General features: G+C 65.6%; 20 protein-coding genes. 8 read left to right on the top strand and 12 right to left on the bottom strand.

Annotation, left to right across the window (positions count from 1 at the left end; all coding sequences use genetic code 11):
- Positions 1-46: 46 nt before the first annotated feature.
- The 6 genes from trmD to ffh form a co-directional block, all read right to left on the bottom strand.
- The gene (gene trmD, locus CH339_RS14620) at positions 47-751 is read right to left on the bottom strand and encodes a tRNA (guanosine(37)-N1)-methyltransferase TrmD (protein ID WP_111435101.1); all 705 of its coding nucleotides are present in this window, start codon (positions 749-751) and stop codon (positions 47-49) included.
- Positions 748-1,206 (bottom strand): GNAT family N-acetyltransferase, encoded by a 459-nt coding sequence (locus CH339_RS14615; protein ID WP_111435100.1) that lies wholly within the window; start codon positions 1,204-1,206, stop codon positions 748-750. The genes trmD and CH339_RS14615 overlap by 4 nt, the downstream gene beginning before the upstream one ends.
- The gene (gene rimM, locus CH339_RS14610; protein WP_111435099.1) at positions 1,203-1,760 is read right to left on the bottom strand and encodes a ribosome maturation factor RimM; all 558 of its coding nucleotides are present in this window, start codon (positions 1,758-1,760) and stop codon (positions 1,203-1,205) included. Before rimM ends, CH339_RS14615 begins: the two co-directional genes overlap by 4 nt.
- Positions 1,761-1,914: 154 nt before the next feature.
- Positions 1,915-2,325: a 30S ribosomal protein S16 gene (gene rpsP / locus CH339_RS14605; protein WP_111435098.1), complete on the bottom strand. Its 411-nt coding sequence runs from the start codon at positions 2,323-2,325 to the stop codon at positions 1,915-1,917.
- A 40-nt stretch (positions 2,326-2,365) separates the two neighbouring features.
- Positions 2,366-2,887: a GNAT family N-acetyltransferase gene (locus CH339_RS14600; protein ID WP_111435097.1), complete on the bottom strand. Its 522-nt coding sequence runs from the start codon at positions 2,885-2,887 to the stop codon at positions 2,366-2,368.
- Entirely contained in the window at positions 2,884-4,416 is a 1,533-nt protein-coding gene (ffh, locus tag CH339_RS14595; RefSeq protein WP_111435096.1) for a signal recognition particle protein, read from the bottom strand. The genes CH339_RS14600 and ffh overlap by 4 nt, the downstream gene beginning before the upstream one ends.
- Positions 4,417-5,012: 596 nt before the next feature.
- Here ffh and CH339_RS14585 point away from each other — a divergent pair.
- Positions 5,013-5,504: an RrF2 family transcriptional regulator gene (locus tag CH339_RS14585; RefSeq protein ID WP_111435094.1), complete on the top strand. Its 492-nt coding sequence runs from the start codon at positions 5,013-5,015 to the stop codon at positions 5,502-5,504.
- Positions 5,505-5,570: 66 nt separating this feature from the next.
- Here the strand turns inward: CH339_RS14585 and CH339_RS14580 are convergent, their stop codons facing one another.
- From CH339_RS14580 to CH339_RS14565, 4 genes are all read right to left on the bottom strand, one after another.
- Entirely contained in the window at positions 5,571-6,245 is a 675-nt protein-coding gene (locus tag CH339_RS14580; protein ID WP_111435093.1) for a YggS family pyridoxal phosphate-dependent enzyme, read from the bottom strand.
- On the bottom strand, positions 6,242-6,793 hold the full coding sequence (locus CH339_RS14575) for a DUF924 family protein (protein WP_111435092.1): 552 nt from the start codon (positions 6,791-6,793) through the stop codon (positions 6,242-6,244). The genes CH339_RS14580 and CH339_RS14575 overlap by 4 nt, the downstream gene beginning before the upstream one ends.
- A 107-nt stretch (positions 6,794-6,900) precedes the next feature.
- Positions 6,901-8,043: a CobW family GTP-binding protein gene (locus CH339_RS14570; protein WP_111435091.1), complete on the bottom strand. Its 1,143-nt coding sequence runs from the start codon at positions 8,041-8,043 to the stop codon at positions 6,901-6,903.
- 26 nt (positions 8,044-8,069) lie between these two features.
- On the bottom strand, positions 8,070-9,521 hold the full coding sequence (locus CH339_RS14565) for a D-alanyl-D-alanine carboxypeptidase family protein (protein ID WP_244669213.1): 1,452 nt from the start codon (positions 9,519-9,521) through the stop codon (positions 8,070-8,072).
- Positions 9,522-9,962: 441 nt separating this feature from the next.
- On the opposite strand from CH339_RS14565, the gene CH339_RS14560 reads away from it, so the two are divergent.
- The 5 genes from CH339_RS14560 (at position 9,963) to leuB (ending at position 17,771) form a co-directional block, all read left to right on the top strand.
- Positions 9,963-10,997: a TAXI family TRAP transporter solute-binding subunit gene (locus CH339_RS14560; RefSeq protein WP_111435090.1), complete on the top strand. Its 1,035-nt coding sequence runs from the start codon at positions 9,963-9,965 to the stop codon at positions 10,995-10,997.
- A gap of 112 nt (positions 10,998-11,109) precedes the next feature.
- On the top strand, positions 11,110-13,326 hold the full coding sequence (locus tag CH339_RS14555; RefSeq protein ID WP_111435089.1) for a TRAP transporter permease: 2,217 nt from the start codon (positions 11,110-11,112) through the stop codon (positions 13,324-13,326).
- A gap of 72 nt (positions 13,327-13,398) precedes the next feature.
- Positions 13,399-14,568, top strand: a complete 1,170-nt coding sequence (locus tag CH339_RS14550) for a M20 aminoacylase family protein (RefSeq protein ID WP_111435088.1) — start codon at positions 13,399-13,401, stop codon at positions 14,566-14,568.
- A 127-nt stretch (positions 14,569-14,695) separates the two neighbouring features.
- Positions 14,696-16,459, top strand: a complete 1,764-nt coding sequence (locus CH339_RS25325; protein WP_111435087.1) for a threonine/serine dehydratase — start codon at positions 14,696-14,698, stop codon at positions 16,457-16,459.
- A 199-nt stretch (positions 16,460-16,658) separates the two neighbouring features.
- Positions 16,659-17,771 carry a 3-isopropylmalate dehydrogenase gene (gene leuB / locus CH339_RS14540; protein WP_111435126.1) on the top strand — a complete coding sequence of 371 codons (1,113 nt, stop codon included), beginning with the start codon at positions 16,659-16,661 and terminating at the stop codon, positions 17,769-17,771.
- Between the two features lie 297 nt (positions 17,772-18,068).
- Here leuB and CH339_RS14535 read toward each other — a convergent pair whose 3' ends face one another.
- A complete protein-coding gene (locus CH339_RS14535; protein ID WP_146610183.1) occupies positions 18,069-18,272 on the bottom strand; it encodes a hypothetical protein in 204 nt (67 codons plus the stop codon).
- Positions 18,273-18,520: 248 nt separating this feature from the next.
- Between CH339_RS14535 and CH339_RS24350 the strand changes: the two genes are divergently transcribed.
- On the top strand, positions 18,521-20,308 hold the full coding sequence (locus CH339_RS24350; protein ID WP_146610182.1) for a hypothetical protein: 1,788 nt from the start codon (positions 18,521-18,523) through the stop codon (positions 20,306-20,308).
- 284 nt (positions 20,309-20,592) lie between these two features.
- The gene (locus CH339_RS14525; RefSeq protein WP_111435084.1) at positions 20,593-21,627 is read left to right on the top strand and encodes an aspartate-semialdehyde dehydrogenase; all 1,035 of its coding nucleotides are present in this window, start codon (positions 20,593-20,595) and stop codon (positions 21,625-21,627) included.
- Positions 21,628-21,838: 211 nt separating this feature from the next.
- Here CH339_RS14525 and CH339_RS25425 read toward each other — a convergent pair.
- Positions 21,839-21,985: integrase core domain-containing protein (locus tag CH339_RS25425; RefSeq protein ID WP_146610090.1), on the bottom strand; the 147-nt coding region annotated here is incomplete at its 5' end.

Here is a 21,985-nt window from a genome sequence, read left to right as displayed (position 1 = left end):
CGATAGGCCGGGGGCAGGAACCTGTCAAGGAAGGCCCGGCGGGCCGTCAGTCGTCGGTGCGGTCCTTGTGCCTTGCCCAAAGGTCCGGCCGGCGCTCCCGGGTCAGCCGTTCGGCCTCCTCCCGGCGCCAGGCCTCGACCCGGCCGTGGTGGCCGGAGGACAACACCTCGGGGATGGTCCGGCCCTCCCATTCGGCCGGCCGCGTGTAATGGGGATATTCCAGGAGCCCTGTCTCGAAGCTCTCCTCCGTGCCCGACGCCTCGGCGCCCATGACGCCGGGAAGGAGCCGCACCACGGCATCGAGCACCACCATCGCCGCCACCTCGCCGCCGGACAGCACATAGTCGCCGACGGATAGCTCGGTGAGGCCCCGCGCGGCGATCACCCGCTCGTCGACCCCCTCGAAGCGGCCGCAGACGAGGACGGCGCCGGGCCCGCCGGCGAGATCGCGGACCAGACCTTGCGTCAACGGCCGGCCGCGCGGGCTCATTAGGAATTTCGGCCGGGGATCGCCCTCGGGCGCCACCGCATCGATCGCCCGGGCGAGCACGTCGGCGCGCATCACCATGCCCGGCCCGCCGCCGGCCGGCGTGTCGTCGACGGAGCGGTGCTTGTCGAGGGCGTGGTCGCGGATCAGTTCCGTCTTGAGCGACCAGGTGCCGGCCTCCAGCGCCCGGCCGGCGAGCGAGACACCGAGCGGGCCCGGAAACATCTCCGGATAAAGGGTGAGCACCGTGGCATTCCAGGTCATCTGAGCCACAGCTTCATGCCGATATGGTTGGGGGCAAAGCCGAGCCGCTCGAAGAACCGCGCAGCATCCGCGCGACGCCGGTCCGTGGTGAGCTGGACGAGCGCACAGTTTTTTGTCCGCGCCCGGGAGATCGCCTCCTCGACAAGCTTCTGACCGATGCCCTGGCCGCGTTCGCTTGCGGCAACCCGCACCGCCTCGATATGGGCCCGCGTGCCGCCTTCATAGGTGAGGCCCGGAATGAAGGTGAGCTGCAGGCAGCCAATCACGGTTCCATCCCGCTCGGCAACGAGGATGTCGTTGTTCGGGTCCGCCGAGATCGCCTCGAACGCGGCCCGGATCGCCGGATTGTCCGGATCGGCCGCGCCTTCGCGGGAAGCGGCAAGGGAATCGGCGGCGATCATGGCAATCAGCACCGGAAGGTCGGCCGCCTGGGCGCTGCGGAAACGGATGGTCATGACCCGGCGTCCGGCGAACGCTCCGCCGCGTCGTCCTTGTCCGTGCCGTCGTCGAAGAGGCCCGGCGGCGGCGCAACGACGACGCGGCCGGCGGCGACATCCACCTCCGGCACGGCTTCCAGCGTGAACGGCAGATAGGCGCTCGGCCGGTCCGCCGGCTTGATCTCCAGGAGATCGCCGGCGCCGAAGTCGTGGATCGCGATCACCTTGCCGAACGGCACGCCGCCCGCGTCAACGGCGTCGAGCCCGATCAGGTCGGCGTGGAAGAACTCGTCCTCCTCCGGCGCGCCGAGCTGATCGCGGGCAACGTAGAGCTCCGTGCCATTCAGCGCCTCCGCCGCGTTGCGGTCGGCAACGCCGGAGAGCCGGACGACCAGCACGCCCTTCGACGCCCGCCACTCGGTGATCGCAAAATCCCGCCCGTTGCCGGCCGAAAGCGTGCCGTAGTCGGCGATCGCCTCGGGCGGCTCGGTGAAGGATTTCAGGCGCACCTCGCCCTTGATGCCGTGGGCGGCACCGATCTGTCCCAGAAGGATGCGGTCCGGGTCGGCCATGGATCACCGCTTGAGCGTATTCCCGAACCGGAGGTCCGCGTCAGCGAAACGTGGAGACCGGTTTTCGGAAAAGAATACGCGTCAAAACAAAAAGCTAGAGCGTTTCGGGCGATTCCGTAATCGCGTGAACCGCTCTAGGCGGCGCGGCGCGCTATTACTCCGCGCTCGCCTCTTCGGCCGGGGCTTCTTCGGCCGGCGCGGCAGCGGCTTCCGCGGCCTTGGCGGCGGCTTCTTCCTCGGCCTGCTTGGCGGCGTCGATGCGCTCCTGCGCCTTCTTGCCGGGCAGCGCCTTCTGCGGATTGTTGCGCGCCGGACGGGTCAGGATGCCGGCGTCGGCGAGGAAGCGCAGGACACGGTCGGTCGGCTTGGCGCCGTTGTCGAGCCAGTGGCGAGCGCGTTCCTCGTTCAGGGTCACCCGCTGGCCGTCCTTCGGCAGCATCGGGTCGTAGGTGCCGATGCGCTCGATGAAGCGGCCGTCGCGCGGCGAGCGCACGTCGGCAATGACGATCCGGTAGAACGGACGCTTCTTAGTGCCGCCACGGGCAAGACGAATTTTAAGGGCCATTCAGGGTCTCCTGGTTTCGATTTCGGTGGTTGATCGGGTGTTACGATTGTCCGGACTGTTCCGGGGCGGGATGCCGGTAGAGGGTGGCGACATTCCCGAGAATGATGATGTTGCGCTCGGGGCGTGCGCCGAGCCGGGCGGCGACGCGCCGGGACGGGCCGTTGTCGTCGGCGATGCAGCTTGCCGCCGTCTGCCAGCCGAGGACGTCATAGGCATAGGCGCGCACGCGCAGCGCCGCCTCGGTGATCAGGCCGCGGCCCTGGAACTGTTTCATCAGGCCCCAGCCGATCTCCGGCTCCGGCCAGCCGTCCGGATACCAGAGCCCGCAATAGCCGGCGAACCGGCCGGTGGCCTTGTCCTCCAGCGCCCACAGGCCGTAGCCGCGCAGCGTCCAGTGGCCGACATAGCTGGCGATCCGCCGCCACACGGCCTCGCGGTTGCTCGGCCCGCCGATGAAGCGCGAGGCGGCAGGATCGGCATAGAAGGCGGCAAAGGGCGCAAGGTCCTCGTTGCGCCACTGCCGGAAGCGCAGCCGCTCGGTGGAAAGTTCCGGGATCGTCACTTCTTCTTGCCTTTTCCGCCGGGAAGACCCGGGAAACCGCCCATGCCGGGCAGCTTGCCGCCCGGCAATCCGGGAAAGCCGCCGGGCAGACCGCCCATTCCGCCCGGAAGCCCACCGCCGAGGCCGCCAGGGGGAAGCCCGGGCATGCCGCCGCCCTTGGCCATCTCTTCCAGCGCGGCCGGATCGACCTGCGGGGCCTTGCCGCCCATCATGCCGCCGAGAAGGCCCTTGCCCTTGCCCATCTTCTTCATCATGTCCGCCATCTGGCGGTGCATCTTCAGGAGCTTGTTGACGTCCTGCACCTCGGTGCCGGAGCCGGCGGCGATGCGCCGCTTGCGGCTGGCGTTGAGCAGCTTCGGTGCCCGCTTTTCCCTCACCGTCATGGAATTGATGATCGCCATCTGCCGCTTGACGATGGTGTCGTCGAGATTGGCCGCGTCGAGCTGCTTCTTGATCTTGCCAATTCCCGGCATCATGCCGAGCATGCCCGACATGCCGCCGATCTTCTGCATGTGACCGAGCTGGTCGGCGAGGTCTTCCAGATCGAACGACCCCTTCTGCATCTTCTTGGCCATCTTGGCGGCTTTTTCCGCGTCGATGGCTTCCGAGGCCTTTTCAACGAGCGAGACGATGTCGCCCATGCCGAGGATGCGGTCGGCGATGCGCGAGGGATGGAACTCCTCCAGCGCCTCGGCCTTTTCGCCGGTGCCGATGAGCTTGATCGGCTTGCCGGTGACGGCGCGCATGGACAGCGCCGCGCCGCCGCGGCCGTCGCCGTCCATTCGCGTCAGGCAGATGCCGGTAATGCCGACCCGCTCGTCGAAGCTCTTGGCGAGATTGACGGCGTCCTGGCCGGTCAGCGCGTCGGCGACGAGCAGCGTCTCGTGCGGCTGGGCGACGTCGCGGATCTCCGCCATCTCCATCATCAGCGGCTCGTCGATGTGGGTGCGGCCGGCGGTATCGAGGATGACCACGTCGTAGCCGGAAAGCCGGCCGGCGGTCATCGCCCGTTTGGCGATCTGCGGCGGCGTCTCGCCGGCAACGATCGGCAGGGTGTCGATGCCGTACTGCTCGCCGAGCACCTTGAGCTGCTCCTGGGCGGCCGGGCGGCGCGTGTCGAGCGAGGCCATCAGCACCTTGCGCTTCTCGCGCTTGGTAAGCCGCAGGGCGATCTTGGAGGTCGTCGTCGTCTTGCCCGAGCCCTGCAGGCCGACCATCATGATCGGCACGGGTGTCGGCGCGTTGAGGTCGATCGGCTTGCCCTCGGCGCCAAGCGTTTCGATCATCACGTCGTGGACGATCTTGATGACCATCTGGCCCGGCGTCACCGACTTGACGACCTCGGCGCCGACGGCGCGCTCGCGCACCTTGTCGGTGAAGGCGCGCACCACCTCCAGCGCCACGTCCGCCTCGATCAGCGCCCGCCGCACCTCGCGCAGCGCCTCGCCGACGTCCTTTTCCGAAAGCGCTCCGCGCCGCGTCAGCTTGTCGAAAATATCGCCGAGGCGATCTGACAGATTGTCGAACATGAGCTCTCGCTTCGCTCTGTCTTTGTCCGCCGCGCCGGGACACAAGGCCCGGGGAGCGCGGCAATGAAACCATCCATCGGCCAAACGCAAAACGCACCCGCGGGCGCAACGCGCTGGCGGGTGTTGACCTCCGGGGGCTCTTTATACCTTTTCGGGCCCCGGTCGGTTGCAGTCGTCGGCAGATGTCGAAAACCGGCGCGAAACTTATGGAGTTGCGGCCGCCGCGTCAAGCAATTCCCGAAAACCGGCGCAAAGTCCGCCTGAAGGGAACCCAGCTTGCGATCCGCCGCAGCGGACCGGTCACCGGTTTTCGTGGTCGGAAAACCGTGCGGCGCACCCTCGGAAAACCACCAAGGGGAAAAATGCAAGGCCTGCAACCCGCGTCATCACGTCCCTTCGACGCTCATGAATAAATTGTATAGAACTATGGACCATGCGGGAAAATGCGTCCAAACTCGACCTTTGAATTGCCGCGTTTTTTGCGCGTGCGCGTAGAGGCACCGGTGGCGCGCACGAGCCTTTTATTGTTACAGTCGTAACCGGACTGAACTCCCACCGCTCCCGCCCGTCGGAGCGGCAACAGGCAAGCAACGCACATGCGACTCACCCAGCAAACCGACATCGCCCTTCGCATCCTGATGTATCTCGCCATCAATCGGGACGAGAAGACCATCATCGACGATGTGGTCGTCAAATGCCTCTGCCCGCGGCCGCAGGCCGTGAAGGCGATCCAGTCGCTGCGCAACGGCGCCTACATCACCTCGCGCAAGGGGCGCAACGGCGGCATCGCGCTGGCCCGCGACCCGGCCGAGATTTCCGTCGGTGAGATCGTGCGCACGATCGAGACCGACATCATCATGGCTGAATGCCAGACCCAGCACCCGGCCCATTGCAACATCGTCGAGACCTGCCTGTTGAAGAACGCCTTCGACGGCGCCATGGGGCAGTTCATGCACCATCTCGACAACATCTCGATCGCCGACATCACCTCGAACTCCGAGGTGCTGTTCTGCACCGGCGGTCCGATGCCCCAGCCGCGCGACGGCGCCCCGGCCCGCCCGGCCGCCGCGACCATGTTCAAGTGCTAGATCCGGTTTAGGGTCGCACGGCACGACAAAGGCCGCCGGATTCCGAAAGGGGGCCGGGGCCGGTTCCTACCCGTAGTCCCGCGCGCCGAAGATGGCCGAGCCGACCCGTACATGGGTGGCGCCGAAGCCGACCGCCGTCTCGAAATCCGCCGACATGCCCATCGAGAGCCACGGCAATTCCAGCCCGTCGGCAAGCTTCTGCAACAGCGCGAAGTGGGGCGCGGCGACGTCCTCCACCGGCGGGATGCACATCAGCCCCTTGACGGCGAGGCCGAACTCCTCGCGGCAGCGCGTGACGAAATCGGCCGTATCGTCCGGCAGCACCCCGGCCTTCTGCGGCTCCGCGCCGGTATTGACCTGGACGAGGAGGTCCAGCGTCTGGCCCTGCCTCTCCATCTCCTCGGCAAGCGCGCGGGCGATCTTCTCCCGGTCGACGGTGTGGATGACGTCGAAGAGGGCGACGGCGTCCTTCACCTTGTTGGACTGCATCGGCCCGATCAGGTGAAGCTCCACGTCGCGAAATTCTTCGCGCAGGAGCGGCCACTTCTTCTGGGCCTCCTGCACGCGGTTCTCGCCGAACACAAGCTGGCCGGCCTGCAGCACCGGCCTTATGTCCTCGACCTCGAACGTCTTGGAGACGGCGACGAGCGTAACGTCTCCCTCGGGCCGGCCGGCGTCTTCTTCGGCCCGGGCGATCCGGGTGTGGATTTCCGCCAGCCGGCGAACGGCCTCCGCGCTCATCCGGCAAACCCGCCAAGCTTCAGGAACGCCTCTTCCTCGGCCGTCGTCTCCCGGCCAAACACTGCATTGCGATGCGGGAAGCGGCCGAAACGGCGGATCAGCTCCATGTGCTGGAACGCATAATAGAGCCCGTCCTTGTCGCCGATCCCCATCATCAGCTCCACGCAGCGCCCCTGGTCGTCGAGGCTTTCGGAATGCATGAAGGGCATGAAGAAGAACTTCCGCACCTCCAGCGGATAGCCCCGGTCGAACCCCTTGCCGAGCGCCATGTCGGCGATCGTCCGCGCCTTTTCGTCATTGGCGAAGGCCTTCGGGCTGTCGCGATGGACGTTGCGCGGAAACTGGTCGAGAAGCAGGATCAGGGCGAGCGCGCTGTGCGGCTTTTCGGTCCAGCGGTCGAGGGACCCGTCGGCGGCCCGCTCCATCAGCGCGCCGAACCGTTCGCGGATGTCGACGTCGAAACCGGCGTCCTTGGTGAACCATTTCGCCGGCCCCGCGCGGAACCAGAAATCGAGAATGTCGAGCGGGCCGGGCAGGGTGTCGGTCAAGGGGGAACTCCTCGGGGATAGCGGTATTTGGCGGCAACGGCCGGGACTGCACGGGACGGACCTTTCGGGTCCTTGCCGGCTGCCGGTGTCTGCCGTGAGGTGTCGACTCAGGACTTGAATGTGCCGGAAAATCCGGAGACCGCCAAGGGGTTGTCGGTCAGCGCCGCGGCGTCGGGGGTATCGACCACGGGCGTTCCGGCGATTGCCTCGAACATCCGCGAGACGAATTCCTCCGGCATGTCGCTGGTGATGAAGACGAGCCGCGTGCGGTGGTCGTCGTCGGGCCATTGCGGCAGCGTTGCCGGCGGATGGAACACCTCCTGGACGCCGTGGATGACCACCGGCCGCTCCGGGTCCTCCGCAAGCTTGACGATGCCCTTGACCCGGAGGAGCTTCGGCCCGTGGGCGGAGCGCAACAGGTCGATGAACATTTCCAGCGCCGTCGCCGGCACGGCCCGGTCGGTCGCCAGCGAGAACGCCCTTATGTGGTCGTCGTGCCGGTTGACGTCGTGGTGGTGATGGTGCCCGCCGCTATGCCCATGATCGTGGGTGTGCCCGCTGTCGCGATAGGCTTCCTCGTGCAGCCAGCGGGCAACGTCCGGGATCTTCCGCGTCGGATCGAACAGGCCGCAATTGAGGAGGGCCTCGGCCGTCGCACCCGCCGCATCGACCACCGGCGCCCCCGGATTGAGCGCGGCGAGGCGCTCGCGCAGCGCGTCGGCTCCGCGATCCTCGGCGATATCGGTCTTGGTCAGCACGATGCGGTCGGCGACCGCCACCTGCTTTACCGCTTCCTCGTGGGCGTCGAGCGTCGCCATGCCGTTGACCGCATCGACGGTGGTCACCACCCCGTCGAGCCGGTAGCGCAGCACCAGATAGGGGTGCAGCATGATGGCGTGGAGGATCGGCGCCGGATCGGCGAGCCCTGTCGTCTCGATGACGATGCGCGAGAGCGTGTCCAGCCGGCCGTTGTCGAGCCGGCGCAGGAAATCCTCCAGCGTCTTCACCAGATCGCCGCGCACGGTGCAGCACAGGCACCCGGAGGAGAGTTCCACGATGCCGTCCTCGGCCGCCTCGACCAGCATGTGGTCGAGCCCGACCTCGCCGAACTCGTTGATGATGACCGCGGCATCGGCCATCGCCGGATCGGAGATCAGGCGGTTGAGAAGGGTCGTCTTGCCCGAGCCGAGGAACCCGGTGAGGATGGTGATCGGGATCGGCATGCGGCGGCGGTCCGGCTGCTGGCTCATGCGCGGAACTCTTAGGATATTGAGAACTAACGCCGCGGATTGGGCCGCGGCAGCGGCTTGCCGTCGACGAAGGCCGGCGGCACCAGCTTCTGCGGCAACAGCACTTCGGGCCGGCCGGTGATGCGGCCGCTGCGCGAGAACAGGCTGACCGCCTTGGCGGCATCTTCCGGCGGCGTCACCGGGCGGATGGCAAGGGCCGGCGAATTGCCGGTGGCGATCCCGGGCGTGCGCAGCGGATGCGGGCTCGGCAGCACGTTGGAGCGGCCCCGGTGGCTAATCTGGAAGCCGTCGATCGGCTCCAGCGCCTTGGCCGGCAGGGAATCGTCGGCACCGCCCACATAGACCTTGACCACGGAGTAGGACTGCTGCGGACCGACCAGCCGGTCCAGCACCTCGTCGGCGGTGAGCTTGCCCTTGCCCTTCTTCTTCGGCGCCTTCGGTGCCGACACCATGCTCGCCCGGTCCGGACGCGCGGCGCCGAACAGATCGCGGCGCGGCTCGGTCGTCTTGTAGCGGTCGTACTGCTCAAGAAGATCGGCGATCTTCGGCTTGGCGCCGCGGCAATAGCCCTTCGGCGGCAGCGCCGGCCAGGTCCGGGTCGCCCGGATCGCATCGACGGACGTGCCGCCGCTGGAGAAGAACCCGCCACCCTTGCCAAAGCCGCGGTCGAGCAGCTTGCGGGCGATCGCGGCGCGCTGGTAGCCGGTCCGCGCGCCGAGCACGACGGCGACGACGCGCCGTCCGTTGCGGGTCGCCGAGGCCACCAGGTTGAGGCCGGAATCGCAGATATAGCCGGTCTTGAAGCCGTCGGCGCCGCGATAGTGGTGCAGGAGGATGTTGTAGTTCTTCATCGTCCGCTTGCCGAACGTGATCGCGCCGACGCGGAAATAATGGCCGTATTCGGGAAAGTCCCTGTGCAGCGCCCGCGCCAGGATGGCGTAGTCGCGGGCATTGGTGATCTGCGCCCGGTCCGGCAGGCCGTTCGGATTGGTGTAGTGCGTCGAGCGCATGCCGAGGCGGCCGGCTTCCCGGTTCATGGCGGCGACGAACGCCGCCTCGCTGCCGCTGACGCTCTCGGCGATTGCCACCGCCACGTCGTTGGCGGACTTCACCAGCATCATCTTCAGGGCATTGTCGACGGTCAGCACGGTGCCGACCCGGAAGCCCATCTTGGACGGCGGCTCGGCCCGCGCGTTGGCCGAATAGTAGACCGGCGAGGAGGGCCTCAGGAAACCGAGCTTCAGCGCCTTGAAGGTCACATAGGCGGTCATCATCTTGGTCAGCGACGCCGGATGCCACGGCCGCATCGGGTTCATGGAATCGAGCACCGCGCCGCTGCCGACATCCATGACCAGATAGGCGGCGATGTCGTCCTTGGCGCGCGCCGGCGCCGCCTGCGCCAAGGCGCACGCGATAAGGATCGCGGCGACGATCCCGGATCTCCTGGCGACCGCTGACGAACCGAACCTGAAATGCAAGATGCCGTGTCCTTTTTCCGGTATCCGGGCGCGGGGCTCCACACCCCGGCACGCAATCTGCTCCCCCCAACGGCCGCGACACACTAACGCAAACGCCGCCCGGATTGCAAAGGTATCCGCGGCGTCGGCGCAGCCGTCACCGGCGATCCCTAACGGGTCTTGCCCGCCGCCGCCGGCACCCTCGCCGCGCTGCGACCGGACCCCCGCGGCCGTCGGCCCAGGAACATTGCCCGACAGATGGCGCGTGAGCCGCCGCTTGGCAATGGCAAAGCGCAATTGGCCGGCGTTTCCACCTCTCGGCGCCGGCGCCGAAAGATGCACGCAATGCGCACTACGCATTTTTTCTTAACAAAAGCGGTTGGCAGCGGCGGCCAAATGAAACAGATTTGAAAAACAAAACAAAATAAACCGACCACACCATACCAGGGAGGACCAGACCCCATGCTGGCACGACGCACCCTTTTGAAATCCGTTCTTGTCGCCGCCACCGGCGCCGCGTTTCTCGGCGCGGTATCGCACACGCCGGTAAAGGCCCAGGAGGCCCAGAACTATCTGCTGGCCACCGCCTCGACCGGCGGCACCTATTATCCGGTCGGCGTGGCGCTGGCGACGCTGATCAAGGTCAAGCTGCAGCCCAAGGACAACATCAACATGTCGGCGATCAATTCCGCCGGCTCCGGCGAGAACATCAAGCTGTTGCGCGAGAACGAGGTCCAGTTCGCCATCGTCCAGGGCCTTTACGGCGCCTACGCCAAGAACGGCACCGGCCCGCTTGAGAGCGAGGGGCCGCAGAAGTCGCTGCGCTCCATCACCATGCTGTGGCCGAATGTCGAGCACTTCGTCGTCAAGAAGGAATACGCCAAGAGCGGCACCATCGACGACATGGAAGGGCTGGCCGGCAAGAAGGTGTCCCTCGGCAGCCAGAATTCCGGCACCCTCGGCTCCAACCGCACCATCCTCGGCAATCTCGGCATCGACATAGAAGAGGCCTACGACCTCGCCTATATGGGCTACGGCCCCTCCGCCGACGCCATGCAGAACGGCCAGATCGATGCGATGTCGACCCCGGCCGGCCCGCCGGTCTCCGCCGTCACCCGCGTTTTCGCGGCGATGGGCGCCAGCCTCAAGGTGCTCGACTTCACCGACGACCAGATCAAGCGCGCGAACGGCAATTTCGGCGAATTGTGGACCCGCTTCGTCGTCCCGGCCGGCACCTATCCGGGCCAGAGCGCCGACATCAACACCATCGCCCAGCCGAACTTCCTTGCCGTGCGCGACGACGTGCCGGAGGAAACCATCTACCTGATGACGAAGACGATCTACGAGAATCTCGCCTTCCTCAACGGCATCCATCCGGCGACCAAGAACATGAGCCTGGAACGCGCCATTTCCGGCCTGCCGCTGCCGCTGCATCCGGGTGCCCTGCGCTACTACGAGGAAGCCGGCATCACCATTCCGGACGCCCTGAAGCCGTAACGCCGGCCTTCAGCCGATATCCAGCGTCCGGGCGGGTTCCACCCGTCCGGACCGGTCGTCTCCGCCCGCCTGTCGCCCGCCGCACAGGCCGGGGAACGAGGTCGCAAACAGGATGTCCGACAAAGATGCGCCCAGCAACGGGCCCGATGGCGCTTCCGGCGGAACGGTTGCCGCCGCGCTTCCAGACGTCGCCATCATCGCCGACGAGGGCCGCCTCGAAGACCGCCGCTGGCAGGCGGTGTTCACCGCGGTCGCGGTTGCCGTCTCGCTGTTCCATCTCTGGGCCAACCTGTTCGCGACCCTGTCGACCCTGTGGCTCGCCGGCGTCCATTTCGCCGGCCTCGCCTTTCTCTGCGCCCTGCGCTTTCCGCTCTTCCATGTCGGCAGCCGCCGCGGCCGCAACGCCATCTTCGCGCTCGACGTCGTCTTCGGGGTGGCGCTTGCCGTCGGCACCATCGTCCTCATCGCCTCGGAAAACGCCATCTATGCCCGCGGCGTCCACCTGGCACCGCACGAATGGGCGCTCGCCTTCCTCACCATCTTCGGCGCCATCGAGCTGACCCGCCGCACCACCGGCTGGATCATCCCGGTCCTGATCCTGACCGCGCTGACCTACGTCACCTGGTGGGGCGACCATATCGACGGCGTCTTCCGGTTCGCCGGCCTGTCCGTGGAGACCGTCGTCTTCCGCTCGATCTTTTCCGACGAGGGCATGTTCGGCATGATCGGCCGCATCTCGTCGAGCTTCGTCTTCCTGTTCATCCTGTTCGGCGCCTTCCTGGTGCGCTCCGGGGCCGGCGAATTCATCATCGACATCGCCCGCGCCATCTCCGGCCGGCTCACCGGCGGTCCCGGCTTCATCGCCGTCATCGCCTCTGGCCTCACCGGCACCATTTCCGGCTCGGCGGTGGCCAACACCACTTCCACCGGCGTCATCACCATTCCCTTGATGAAGCGCTCCGGCTTTCCGCCGCGCTTTGCCGCCGGCGTCGAGGCGGCGTCCTCCACGGGCGGCCAGCTCATGCCGCCGATCATGGGCGCCGGCGCCTTCGTCATGGCCAACTACACCCAGATCCCCTATCTGGACATCGTCGCCGTCTCGTTCCTGCCGGCCTTCGTCTATTTCCTCTCCGTCGCCTTCTTCGTGCGCATCGAGGCCAAGCGCCACAACATCGTCTCCCATGACGACGACGCGCCGCGGGTGATCGAGGTCCTGAAGAAGGGCGGCCCGGCCTTCCTGATCCCGATCTGCGTCCTCATCGGATTGCTGGTCTACGGCTTCACGCCGACCTTTGCCGGCGGCTGGGCGATCCTTGCGGTCGTCGTCGCCTCCTGGCTGACGCCGAACCCGATGGGCCCGCGAGCCATCGTCGAGGCGCTGGCCATGGGCGCCCGCAACATGATCACCACCGGCGTCCTGCTGATCGCCATCGGCCTCATTGTCAACGTCATCGCCATGGCCTCCATCGGCAACACCTTCTCGCTGATGATTACCCAGTGGGCCGGCGGCAACCTGATGATCGCCATCGTGCTGGTGGCGCTCGCCTCCCTCGTGCTCGGCATGGGCCTGCCCGTGACGGCCGCCTATATCGTGCTCGCCACCCTGTCGGCCCCGGCCCTGCAGATCCTCATCGTCAACCAGATCGTGCCGCCGGAGATGATGCGCGCCGACATTGTCGCGGCCCTTGCCGAGGGCACCCTGTCGGAGGCGATAAAACCCTTCTTCATGCTCGCCGATCCATCGGTGATGGCAAAGCTCTCAGCACCGATGCCGCCGGCCGACGCCGAGGCGCTCTGGAACGCGCTGCCGCCGGAGGTCGTCACCCAGATCATGGCCCAGCAGCGCCTCGCCCTGCCGGTGGCGCTGACCACCGGCGCGCTGCTGTCGGCCCACATGATCGTCTTCTGGCTCTCACAGGATTCCAACGTGACGCCACCGGTCTGCCTGACCGCCTTTGCGGCGGCCGCGATCGCCAAGACGCCGCCGATGCTGACCGGTTTCACCGCCTGGCGCCTCGCCAAGGGCCTTTATCTGGTGCCGATCCTCTTTGCCTATACGCCGTTCCTCACCGGCACGATCCCTCAGATGCTGACGCTCTTTGCCATCGCCACCCTCGGCGTCTACGCCCTCGGCGCGGCCATCGAGGGCCATATGGAAGCGCCGATCCCCTGGCCGCTGCGCATCCTTCTGGGCGCCGCCGGCGTTGCCCTCGTCTGGCCCAACACGCCCTATCTGGAGGCCGCCGGCGCCACCGTCGTCCTTGCCATCTTCGCCTTCAACATCCGCGCCGACCGCCGCCGCAGGGCGGCGCCCGCCCGCTCGGCGTGAAGCCCGCGTTTGCCGAACGGCCGAACCGCGATAGGCTCGGGGACACACGCGAATCCCTGCAAAGAGGCCTTCATGCCGATCATCAACCGCTTCGCCGACCTGCACGAGGAGATCGCCGGCTGGCGCCATGACTTCCACCGCCACCCGGAGCTGCGCTTCGACGTCCATCGCACCGCCGGCATCGTCGCCCGCAAGCTGGAAGAGTTCGGCTGCGACGAGGTCGCCACCGGCATCGGCCGCACCGGCGTCGTCGGCGTCATCCGGGGCCGCACGTCCGGCTCCGGCAAGGTCATCGGCCTTCGCGCCGACATGGATGCATTGCCGATCGCGGAGGCGACGTCGCGCCCCTATGCCTCCGAGGCGGACGGCCTGATGCACGCCTGTGGCCATGACGGCCACTCCGCCATGCTGCTCGGCGCCGCCAAATACCTCACCGAGACCCGCAACTTCGACGGCACCGCGATCATGGTCTTCCAGCCGGCCGAAGAGGGCGGTGCCGGCGCCAAGGAAATGATCGACGACGGCCTGATGGAGCGTTTCGGCATCCAGGAAATATATGGGCTACACAATATACCGGGGATACAGGCGGGAAATTTCGCGGTGAAATCAGGGGCGATGATGGCCGCGACCGACCGGCTGACCATCGAGGTCGACGGCATCGGCGGCCACGGCGCCTTTCCGCACACCACCGTCGATCCGGTCCTCGTCGGCAGCCATATCGTCACCGGACTGCAGTCGATCGTGTCGCGAAACGTCGATCCACGTGAGGCCGCGGTCATTTCCATCACCATCTTCCGGGCCGGCGAGGCCGACAACGTTATCCCGCCCTCGGCGTACCTCAAGGGCACCGTGCGCGCCCTCGATGCGGCGACGCGCGACACCCTTGAGGCCCGCATTCGCGCCTATGTGACCGCGACCGCGGAGGCCTTCGGCGCCAGCGTCCGGCTCACCTACCAGCGCGACTATCCGGTCACCATGAACCACCCCGATCAGGCCGACCTTGCCGCATCCGTCGCCGAAAAGGTGGTTGGTCCGGCGCGGCTCGACCGCGACCCGGTGCCGATCATGGGCGGCGAGGATTTCGCCTGGATGCTGGAGGCCCGGCCCGGCGCCTACATCTATATGGGCAACGGCGACAGCGCCGGCCTGCACCATCCGGAATACGATTTCAGCGACGACGCCATCCCCTATGGCTGTTCCTACTGGGTGAGCCTGGTGGAAACGGCGATGCCCCTCGACTGACCTTTCGCGCCAATGGCTGCCCCCGGCGGGAGCGCATGCGATAAGCCCTTGGCGCCGTGACACGTTCTCTCCCCATTTCGCGGTCAAGTTCCCGTGAACGTGTAAAAGGGGTGCGAAGGAGAAAACCATGTTCGATACCGTCAGCCCGGAACTGATCCGCTCCGTGCACTCGCGCATCCGCAGCCAGATCCGCCGCACCCCCGTGCTGCACACGGCCCCGGGCGACTTCGAATTGCCCGCCCCCGTCGTCGTCAAGCTGGAGCAGATGCAGTTCGCCGGCTCCTTCAAGGTGCGCGGCGCCTTCAACACGCTGCTCAGCAACGAGATCCCGCCGACCGGCGTCACTGCCGCCTCCGGCGGCAACCACGGCGCGGCCGTCGCCTTCGCCGCCGACCGGCTCGGTGAGCTCGCCCGCATCTACGTGCCGGAATCCGTCGCCCCGGCAAAGGCCGACCTCATCCGCCGCTACGGCGCCGACGTCCACATCGAGGGCGAGACCTATGCCGACGCCGCCGCGCTGTGCGAGGCCTATGCCGCCGACACCGGCGCCCTGCTGGTCCACCCCTATGACAGCATCGACACCATCGCCGGCCAGGGGACGCTCGGGCTGGAATGGGAGGAACAGGCCCTCGGCCTAGACACCGTTCTGGTCGCCGTCGGCGGCGGCGGGCTGATCGCCGGCATCAGCGCCTGGTTCGACAACCGCGCCCGGGTCATCGGCGTCGAGCCCACCGGCTGCCCGACGCTGCACGAAGCCCTCGCCGAGGGCCGGCCCGTCGACGTGGAGGTCGATTCCGTGGCCGCCGGCGCGCTCGGCGCCCGCCGCTGCGGCGACACCGTGTTCCGGATCGCCCGCGACGGGGTCGAGGAGGTGCTGCTGGTCGAGGACGAGGCCATCCTTGCCGCCCAGCAGCGGCTGTGGCGCGACTTCCGCATCGCCACCGAGCCCGGCGGCGCCACGGCGCTGGCCGCGCTGCTCACCGGGGCCTACCAGCCGGAGCGCAACGAGCGGGTCGGCGTCCTCATTTGCGGCGGCAACGCCGATCTCGCCCAGCTGGAAGAGGCGCTTGCCCGGCCCGCGCCCCAGGCGAGCCCGGCCGGCGCCCGCGCGCCGTTTTCGGTGGAGCGGGTGGCGACCGACATCATCGCCGCCGAACTCCTGGCGAGCGAACTGATGCCCGACGCCCTGGAAAAGGTCGCCGAGGCGACTGCCGGCGAGGAGAGCGAAGCTGGCGAGGCCGCGGGGGCCGCCGGGACCGGGGCGCCCGCGGACGACGAAGGGCCGGATCTGGAGGACGTCTTTGCCGAGGCGCTTGCCGTCGGCGCACCCGATCCGGACGAGACCGCCGAAGGGACGGAAGAGGCCGATGCCGAGGTGGCGCCGGCCGACGGCGATACGCTCGCCGAGCAAGGCGCCGTGGACTTCGATGCGCCCGTCGAGGACGCCGTAGCGGACGCAGCGCCGCTCCATTCGGAGTTCGACCCCCAGGCAATGGCCGATAACCTCGCCGCCGCCCTCGACCTCGGCGCCTTCGACCTGGCGCCGGACGGCCCCGCACCCGACGAGCCCATGCCGGTCGTTGGCGAGGAGACGGAGGAGTCGTCCGAGGACGCTGACGACGACGATATCGAACCCGTCGGCGAAGAGCCCGCCCTCGTCGCCGCCGAGGCAGGGGAGCTTCCGGCCGAGGAAAACGCCGGTGCTGAAGGGCTCGTTGAAGCGGAAGCAGCCGAGGAGTGGGGTGCGAGCCCCGAGCCTGCCGAAGACGAGGCCTCCGGGGACGACACGTCCGACGAAGAGACCCCGGATAACGACGCGGGGGACGACGATGCGGGGGACGACACCGCACCCGGGAAAGACGACGACGACTGGCCGCGCGTCTCTCCCTGACCGGGGCCGTTTCGAACACGCACCTTCCGCAAATTTGCGGAAGGTGATTTCCGCCCCGCCTTGCCGGTGGGCCGTATACGCCGGCTTGCAGTCCGCCGCCATTCCGGCTAACCAACCTTCCAGAAAAACCCGCCAGAACGGCGCTCTCCCCAAGCGATTACGCTCCCAGGGGATGACGGCCCTAAAGGATGACCCGCACATGACCGACTACAATCTTCTGCTTCTCCCCGGCGACGGCATCGGCACCGAGATCATGGAGGAGGTCAAGCGCGTCATCGCCTGGTTCAACGACAAGACCGACCTTACCTTTACGTATGAGGAAGATCTGGTTGGCGGCGCGGCCTATGACGCCCATGGCGCGGCCGTCTCCGACGCCACCATGGAAAAGGCGCTCAGCTCCGACGCGGTCATCTTCGGCGCCGTCGGCGGGCCGAAATGGGACGGCGTTCCCTATGACGTGCGCCCGGAAGCCGGCCTGTTGCGCCTGCGCAAGGATCTGAAGCTCTTTGCCAATCTGCGCCCCGCCATCTGCTATCCGGCGCTGGCCGATGCCTCGTCCCTGAAGCGCGATGTCGTCGAGGGCCTCGACATCCTGATCGTGCGCGAGCTCACCGGCGGCGTCTATTTCGGCGAGCCCAAGGAGATCACCGACATCGGCAACGGCCAGAAGCGCGCCGTCGACACCCAGGTCTACGACACCTACGAGATCGAGCGCATCGCGGCCGTCGCCTTCGACCTTGCCCGCACCCGCGGCAACAAGGTCACCTCGATGGAAAAGCGCAACGTCATGAAGTCGGGCGTGCTCTGGAACGAGGTCGTCACCGCCACCCACAAGGCGACATACAAGGACGTTGAGCTGGAGCACATGCTGGCCGACGCCGGCGGCATGCAGCTCGTGCGCTGGCCGAAACAGTTCGACGTCATCGTCACCGACAATTTGTTCGGCGACATGCTGTCCGACGTCGCCGCCATGCTGACCGGCTCCCTCGGCATGCTGCCGTCCGCCGCCCTCGGCGCCCCGGACCCGACGACCGGCCGCCGCAAGGCGATGTACGAGCCGGTGCACGGCTCGGCCCCGGACATCGCCGGCAAGGGCATCGCCAACCCCATCGCCATGATCGCCTCCTTCGCCATGGCGCTCCGCTACTCCTTCGAACTCACTAGGCAAGCCGACCTCGTCGAATCCGCCATCGCCGCCGCCCTCGACAAGGGGCTCCGCACCGGCGACATCGCCGAGGCAGGTGCCCCGACGGTCACCACGGTCGAGATGGGCACGGCGATCCTCACGGAGATGGATCGGCTGGCGGGGTAGTTTTTTCGCGGGGTTTTTGGCGCTCGGTTTTTTAGCGCTCACGGCTGAGCGCGGGCTTCGCCCGCTAGCCTCCGCGAGGGCGGCGCATCAGCGCCGGCGGGCGGTCGCCCTTGCGAAGCCTTACGGCTTCGGGTTCGCGCTTATAGCAAAGCTCTCGTTGGCCTCCGCGTGGGCGGCAAGGTTTGTTTGCCGCTCACGCCAGGCTCGCTTCGCTCGCGGCTCCGCGGGGGGGCGGCGCATCAGCGCCGGCGGCCGTTCGGCCTTACGAAGCCTGACGGCTTCGATGGAGCCCGGACGTCAACGCTTGGCAGCTCGGCTCGGGTCTGCCACCGCCATCTCACCATACTCTGCGTCACCACCGGACTTGATCCGGTGGTCCATGATGAAGAGCGGCAAAAACTCCCCTAACAGATTGAAATCAAAGGCCTCATGGATTGCCGGGTCAAGCCCGGCAATGACGCAGGAGTAAATCGGCCCGCCCCATCCTGCCACAACCGCCACACACAGGGATCCATTGCCCCCATCCACACGGTACGCCAGCGCTCGGGGCACGGTCGCTCTGGATCGTTTCGTTCCGCTCGCAATGACGGTATTTACTCAATAATTTCAACGTCATTGCGAGGAGGCCGCAAGGCCGACGCGGCAATCCATGCAGCCTCGCCAAGCTGAATGCCTGCACAATCGCCTGGCTCTGTGGAAGGCCACCACCTTGCCTTGCAGACTCGCGTCGCCGCAGGCAGGATCGCTGGATGGCAGAAGACGGCACCGAAATACCTTTCGCCCAAGGCGAACCGCAGATCGAGGATCAAGAAGCGCTAGACGCTTGGCTCGACGCTCAGCCGCACGAAGTTTCGATCGGAGTTGGAGTTCGTGCGGCACTCCGCGTGTTCCCACTAGTCGCAATCGAATTAAATCCGAGAAACATAGAACCTACAGATAAAGAGGAAATTAGGGATATCTTTTCTGCGTTCGAAGCTTTAGCCACATCATGGAATGCGGGTATTTCTTTTAAAAGAAAATTGAATCCGGAACGTAAACCAAATATAGAAGCTTCTTCTGCTGTTTTTAATGCGGTGTTCAGCGAAAAGGGATATAATAAATTCTTTTCAGATCCGGGGATAAGCGAAGTACCGCTTAACTTCTTAGACGCTATTACTAGTGCCGCTTTTCAATCTTCAGCTGCTGCTAGGGCTATTTTTGAGCCGAATCCTTATGTAAATTTTGAGAGCTCGGACGATAAAGATTTAAATAAAAGTAGAAAAAATTCAATTTTTGATAGAATGCGATTAGATATCCAAGAACTAAAATCTAGAGAAACTCCGATTGGAAATAGTGGCATCAAAGAAAATGAGATACTAGTAGAAGTTCTGCTTCGATCATTGTGGGACAAAAATACCCCGGATTGGTTCCTGTTAAATTGGAAAAAGTTGAAGCGATACCTTCTTTCCAACGGCGATCATTGGGAAGTCTGGCTTGACTGGTTCGAAAGGCGCGTGCAGGGCGGGACGCGCGGCACAGCTATCGAACGCCTCTTTGTGGAGGTCCCTTATCAGATGCGGAATGCGGAGCCGGCCGAAATCAACGCCGAGATCGCGCGCCGCATCAGGGAAGTCGAAGCAGCCGAACCGCCCAACGACACCTCTGAAGCCCAAACAACTCACTACGATATTGGCGACACCGAGTCATGGCCCGAGGTCCTCAAAAGTATTGTCTCCGTTGTTGATTATGGCTGGAACGACAACCATCAGATCGCAGTCATCGCAGGCCAAGCGAACTTGGCGATGCTCAACCGGCCGAGCCGGAAGCATGACCACGACAGCCAGCGAGCTGCCTGCGACAAACTCGCCGAAAACCTGATTCGGCAACTGGCTACGGGCAGGTACAACGCACGAAGCGAATACGCGGAGGCGTTGACCCACTACCGCCAAGAACTGCCGGATGGCGTTGGTAGCGGCAATATCCACCTTGCGGACGCCCAGGCACGCATATTGCGAGATATGTTTGCGGCAGAAGCCGACATTCTGAACTTAGGACTAGCTACCGCGCTCAAGGCCTTCTTGGAGCATCACATTGGATTCCGGACCTTTTATGCTGAAGTCCCGGCTTTCTATGAAAACGTCAGGACCGGTGTCCTCAATGATCCACTCCCACTTGATGCGGTCGACAATATCGTCGACATCGTCCGCGAGAACACGCCGACAATGTTCGCAGACTCCGTCGCGCCGTCCATCGCTGAAGTCAAGGACGGGCCGGTGGCACCAACAATCGCCGTTGAACTAGATCCCGACGACATACGGACGTCTGCACAAGGCGAGTATCCCAAGCCACCAGCCGACCCGCTCGGTGAAATCAATGCCGAAATGGCACGCGACAAGGCCACTGCCGGCGCCGTCAAAGGGCTTTGGGAGGCCTTTTTGCGGGGTGAGAAGGTTTCCAAGAACCTGACTGGATGGAAAAAGGTCTATGACAGCTTGGCACCAAACATCACCGACATCTTCAATAGCCTCATCGGCAACGGGCCGCCGCCTTCTCCTTGAACCACCCCCAACCTTGACAGCCCCCGCGTTCCACGTCATGAGAAGCGCGCTGTAACAGAGGTTGCCATGCGCCCGTTCGATCGGATCATCGAGCAGAAGACGCCGTCCTGGGCCTTTCCGGGCGTTTCCGCGCGCGCGACCGTCAAGATCACCAAGACCACGAAAACCACTCCGACCGCCTGACGGCTCCTCTCGTCCGCCGATATCTCCCCCGGCGCGGCGCGGGGGATCGAAGAGCCCGTTCAATAACGGGCGCGGGGGAGAGGGAACGAGGAACCAGAACCATGGGTTACAAAGTCGCAGTCGTCGGCGCCACCGGCAATGTGGGCCGCGAAATGCTCGATATCCTGAAGGAACGGGGCTTTCCGGCCGACGAGGTCGTCGCCGTCGCCTCCCGCCGCAGCCAGGGCGTGGAGGTCTCCTATGGCGACGCCACGCTCCGGGTGAAGGCGCTGGAGCACGTCGATTTCTCCGACATCGACATCGCCCTGATGTCGGCCGGCGGCGAGACCTCCAAGGAATGGTCGCCGAAGATCGGCAAGGCCGGCTGCGTCGTCATCGACAATTCCTCCGCCTTCCGCATGGACCCGGACGTGCCGCTGATCGTCCCGGAGGTCAACGCCGACGCCATTTCCGGCTTTTCCAAGAAGAACATCATCGCCAATCCGAACTGCTCGACCGCGCAATTGGTCGTCGCGCTGAAGCCGCTGCACGACAAGGCGAAGATCCTGCGCTGCGTCGTCGCCACCTACCAGTCGGTCTCCGGCGCCGGCAAGGAGGCGATGGACGAGCTCTTCACCCAGACCCGCGCGGTCTTCGTCTCCGACCCGGTGGAAGCCAAGAAATTCCCGAAGCGGATCGCCTTCAACGCGATCCCGCATATCGACGTCTTCATGGAGGACGGCTTCACCAAGGAAGAGTGGAAGATGACGGCCGAGACGAAAAAGATTCTCGACCCGAAGATCAAGCTGGTGGCGACCTGCGTGCGCGTGCCGGTGTTCATCTCCCATGCCGAGGCCGTCCATATCGAGTTCGCCGGGCCGATCACCGCCGACGAGGCAAGGGACATCCTGCGCGAGGCGCCGGGGTGCCTCGTCATCGACAAGCACGAGCCCGGCGGTTACATCACGCCCTATGAGGCGGCCGGCGAGGACGCCACCTATATCAGCCGCATCCGCGAGGATCCGACCGTCGACAACGGGCTGGCGATGTGGGTCGTCTCCGACAATTTGAGGAAGGGCGCGGCCCTCAACACGGTCCAGATCGCCGAGACGCTCGTCAATCGCGGCCTGATCTCGCCGAAGAAGGACACGGCGTAAGGGACGAGTCACAGCTCTGCCGACATCCCGGGCGGCGCATAAGCGCTGCGCCGGGATGGCCTATGCGGCCCGGCGTTCGCGCGCTCTCCGTCAATGGATTGTTCGGAAAACCATGCCGAGTTGCCGATCCAATGGCGAAACTCGCGGAAAATCAGTTGATTAACCGATAGGCCGCACTGGATTGCTTCGCTTCGCTCGCAATTGTGCAAGTTCACGAATTCGGTGATGGCTGTTCGGTTTTCTTTTGTTCGGCGAAGGTCTTTGGCGGGATGTTTCCGATTGCCTGGTGGGGCCTGAACTCGTTGTAGTAGATGATATATTCGATGAGCTCGTTGGCCAGGTGCTCGGGGGTGTCGAA

The sequence above is a fragment of the Rhodobium orientis genome (assembly GCF_003258835.1).
In the GTDB taxonomy this organism is placed as follows: domain Bacteria; phylum Pseudomonadota; class Alphaproteobacteria; order Rhizobiales; family Rhodobiaceae; genus Rhodobium; species Rhodobium orientis.
This window is presented reverse-complemented; position numbering and strand designations above follow the sequence as displayed.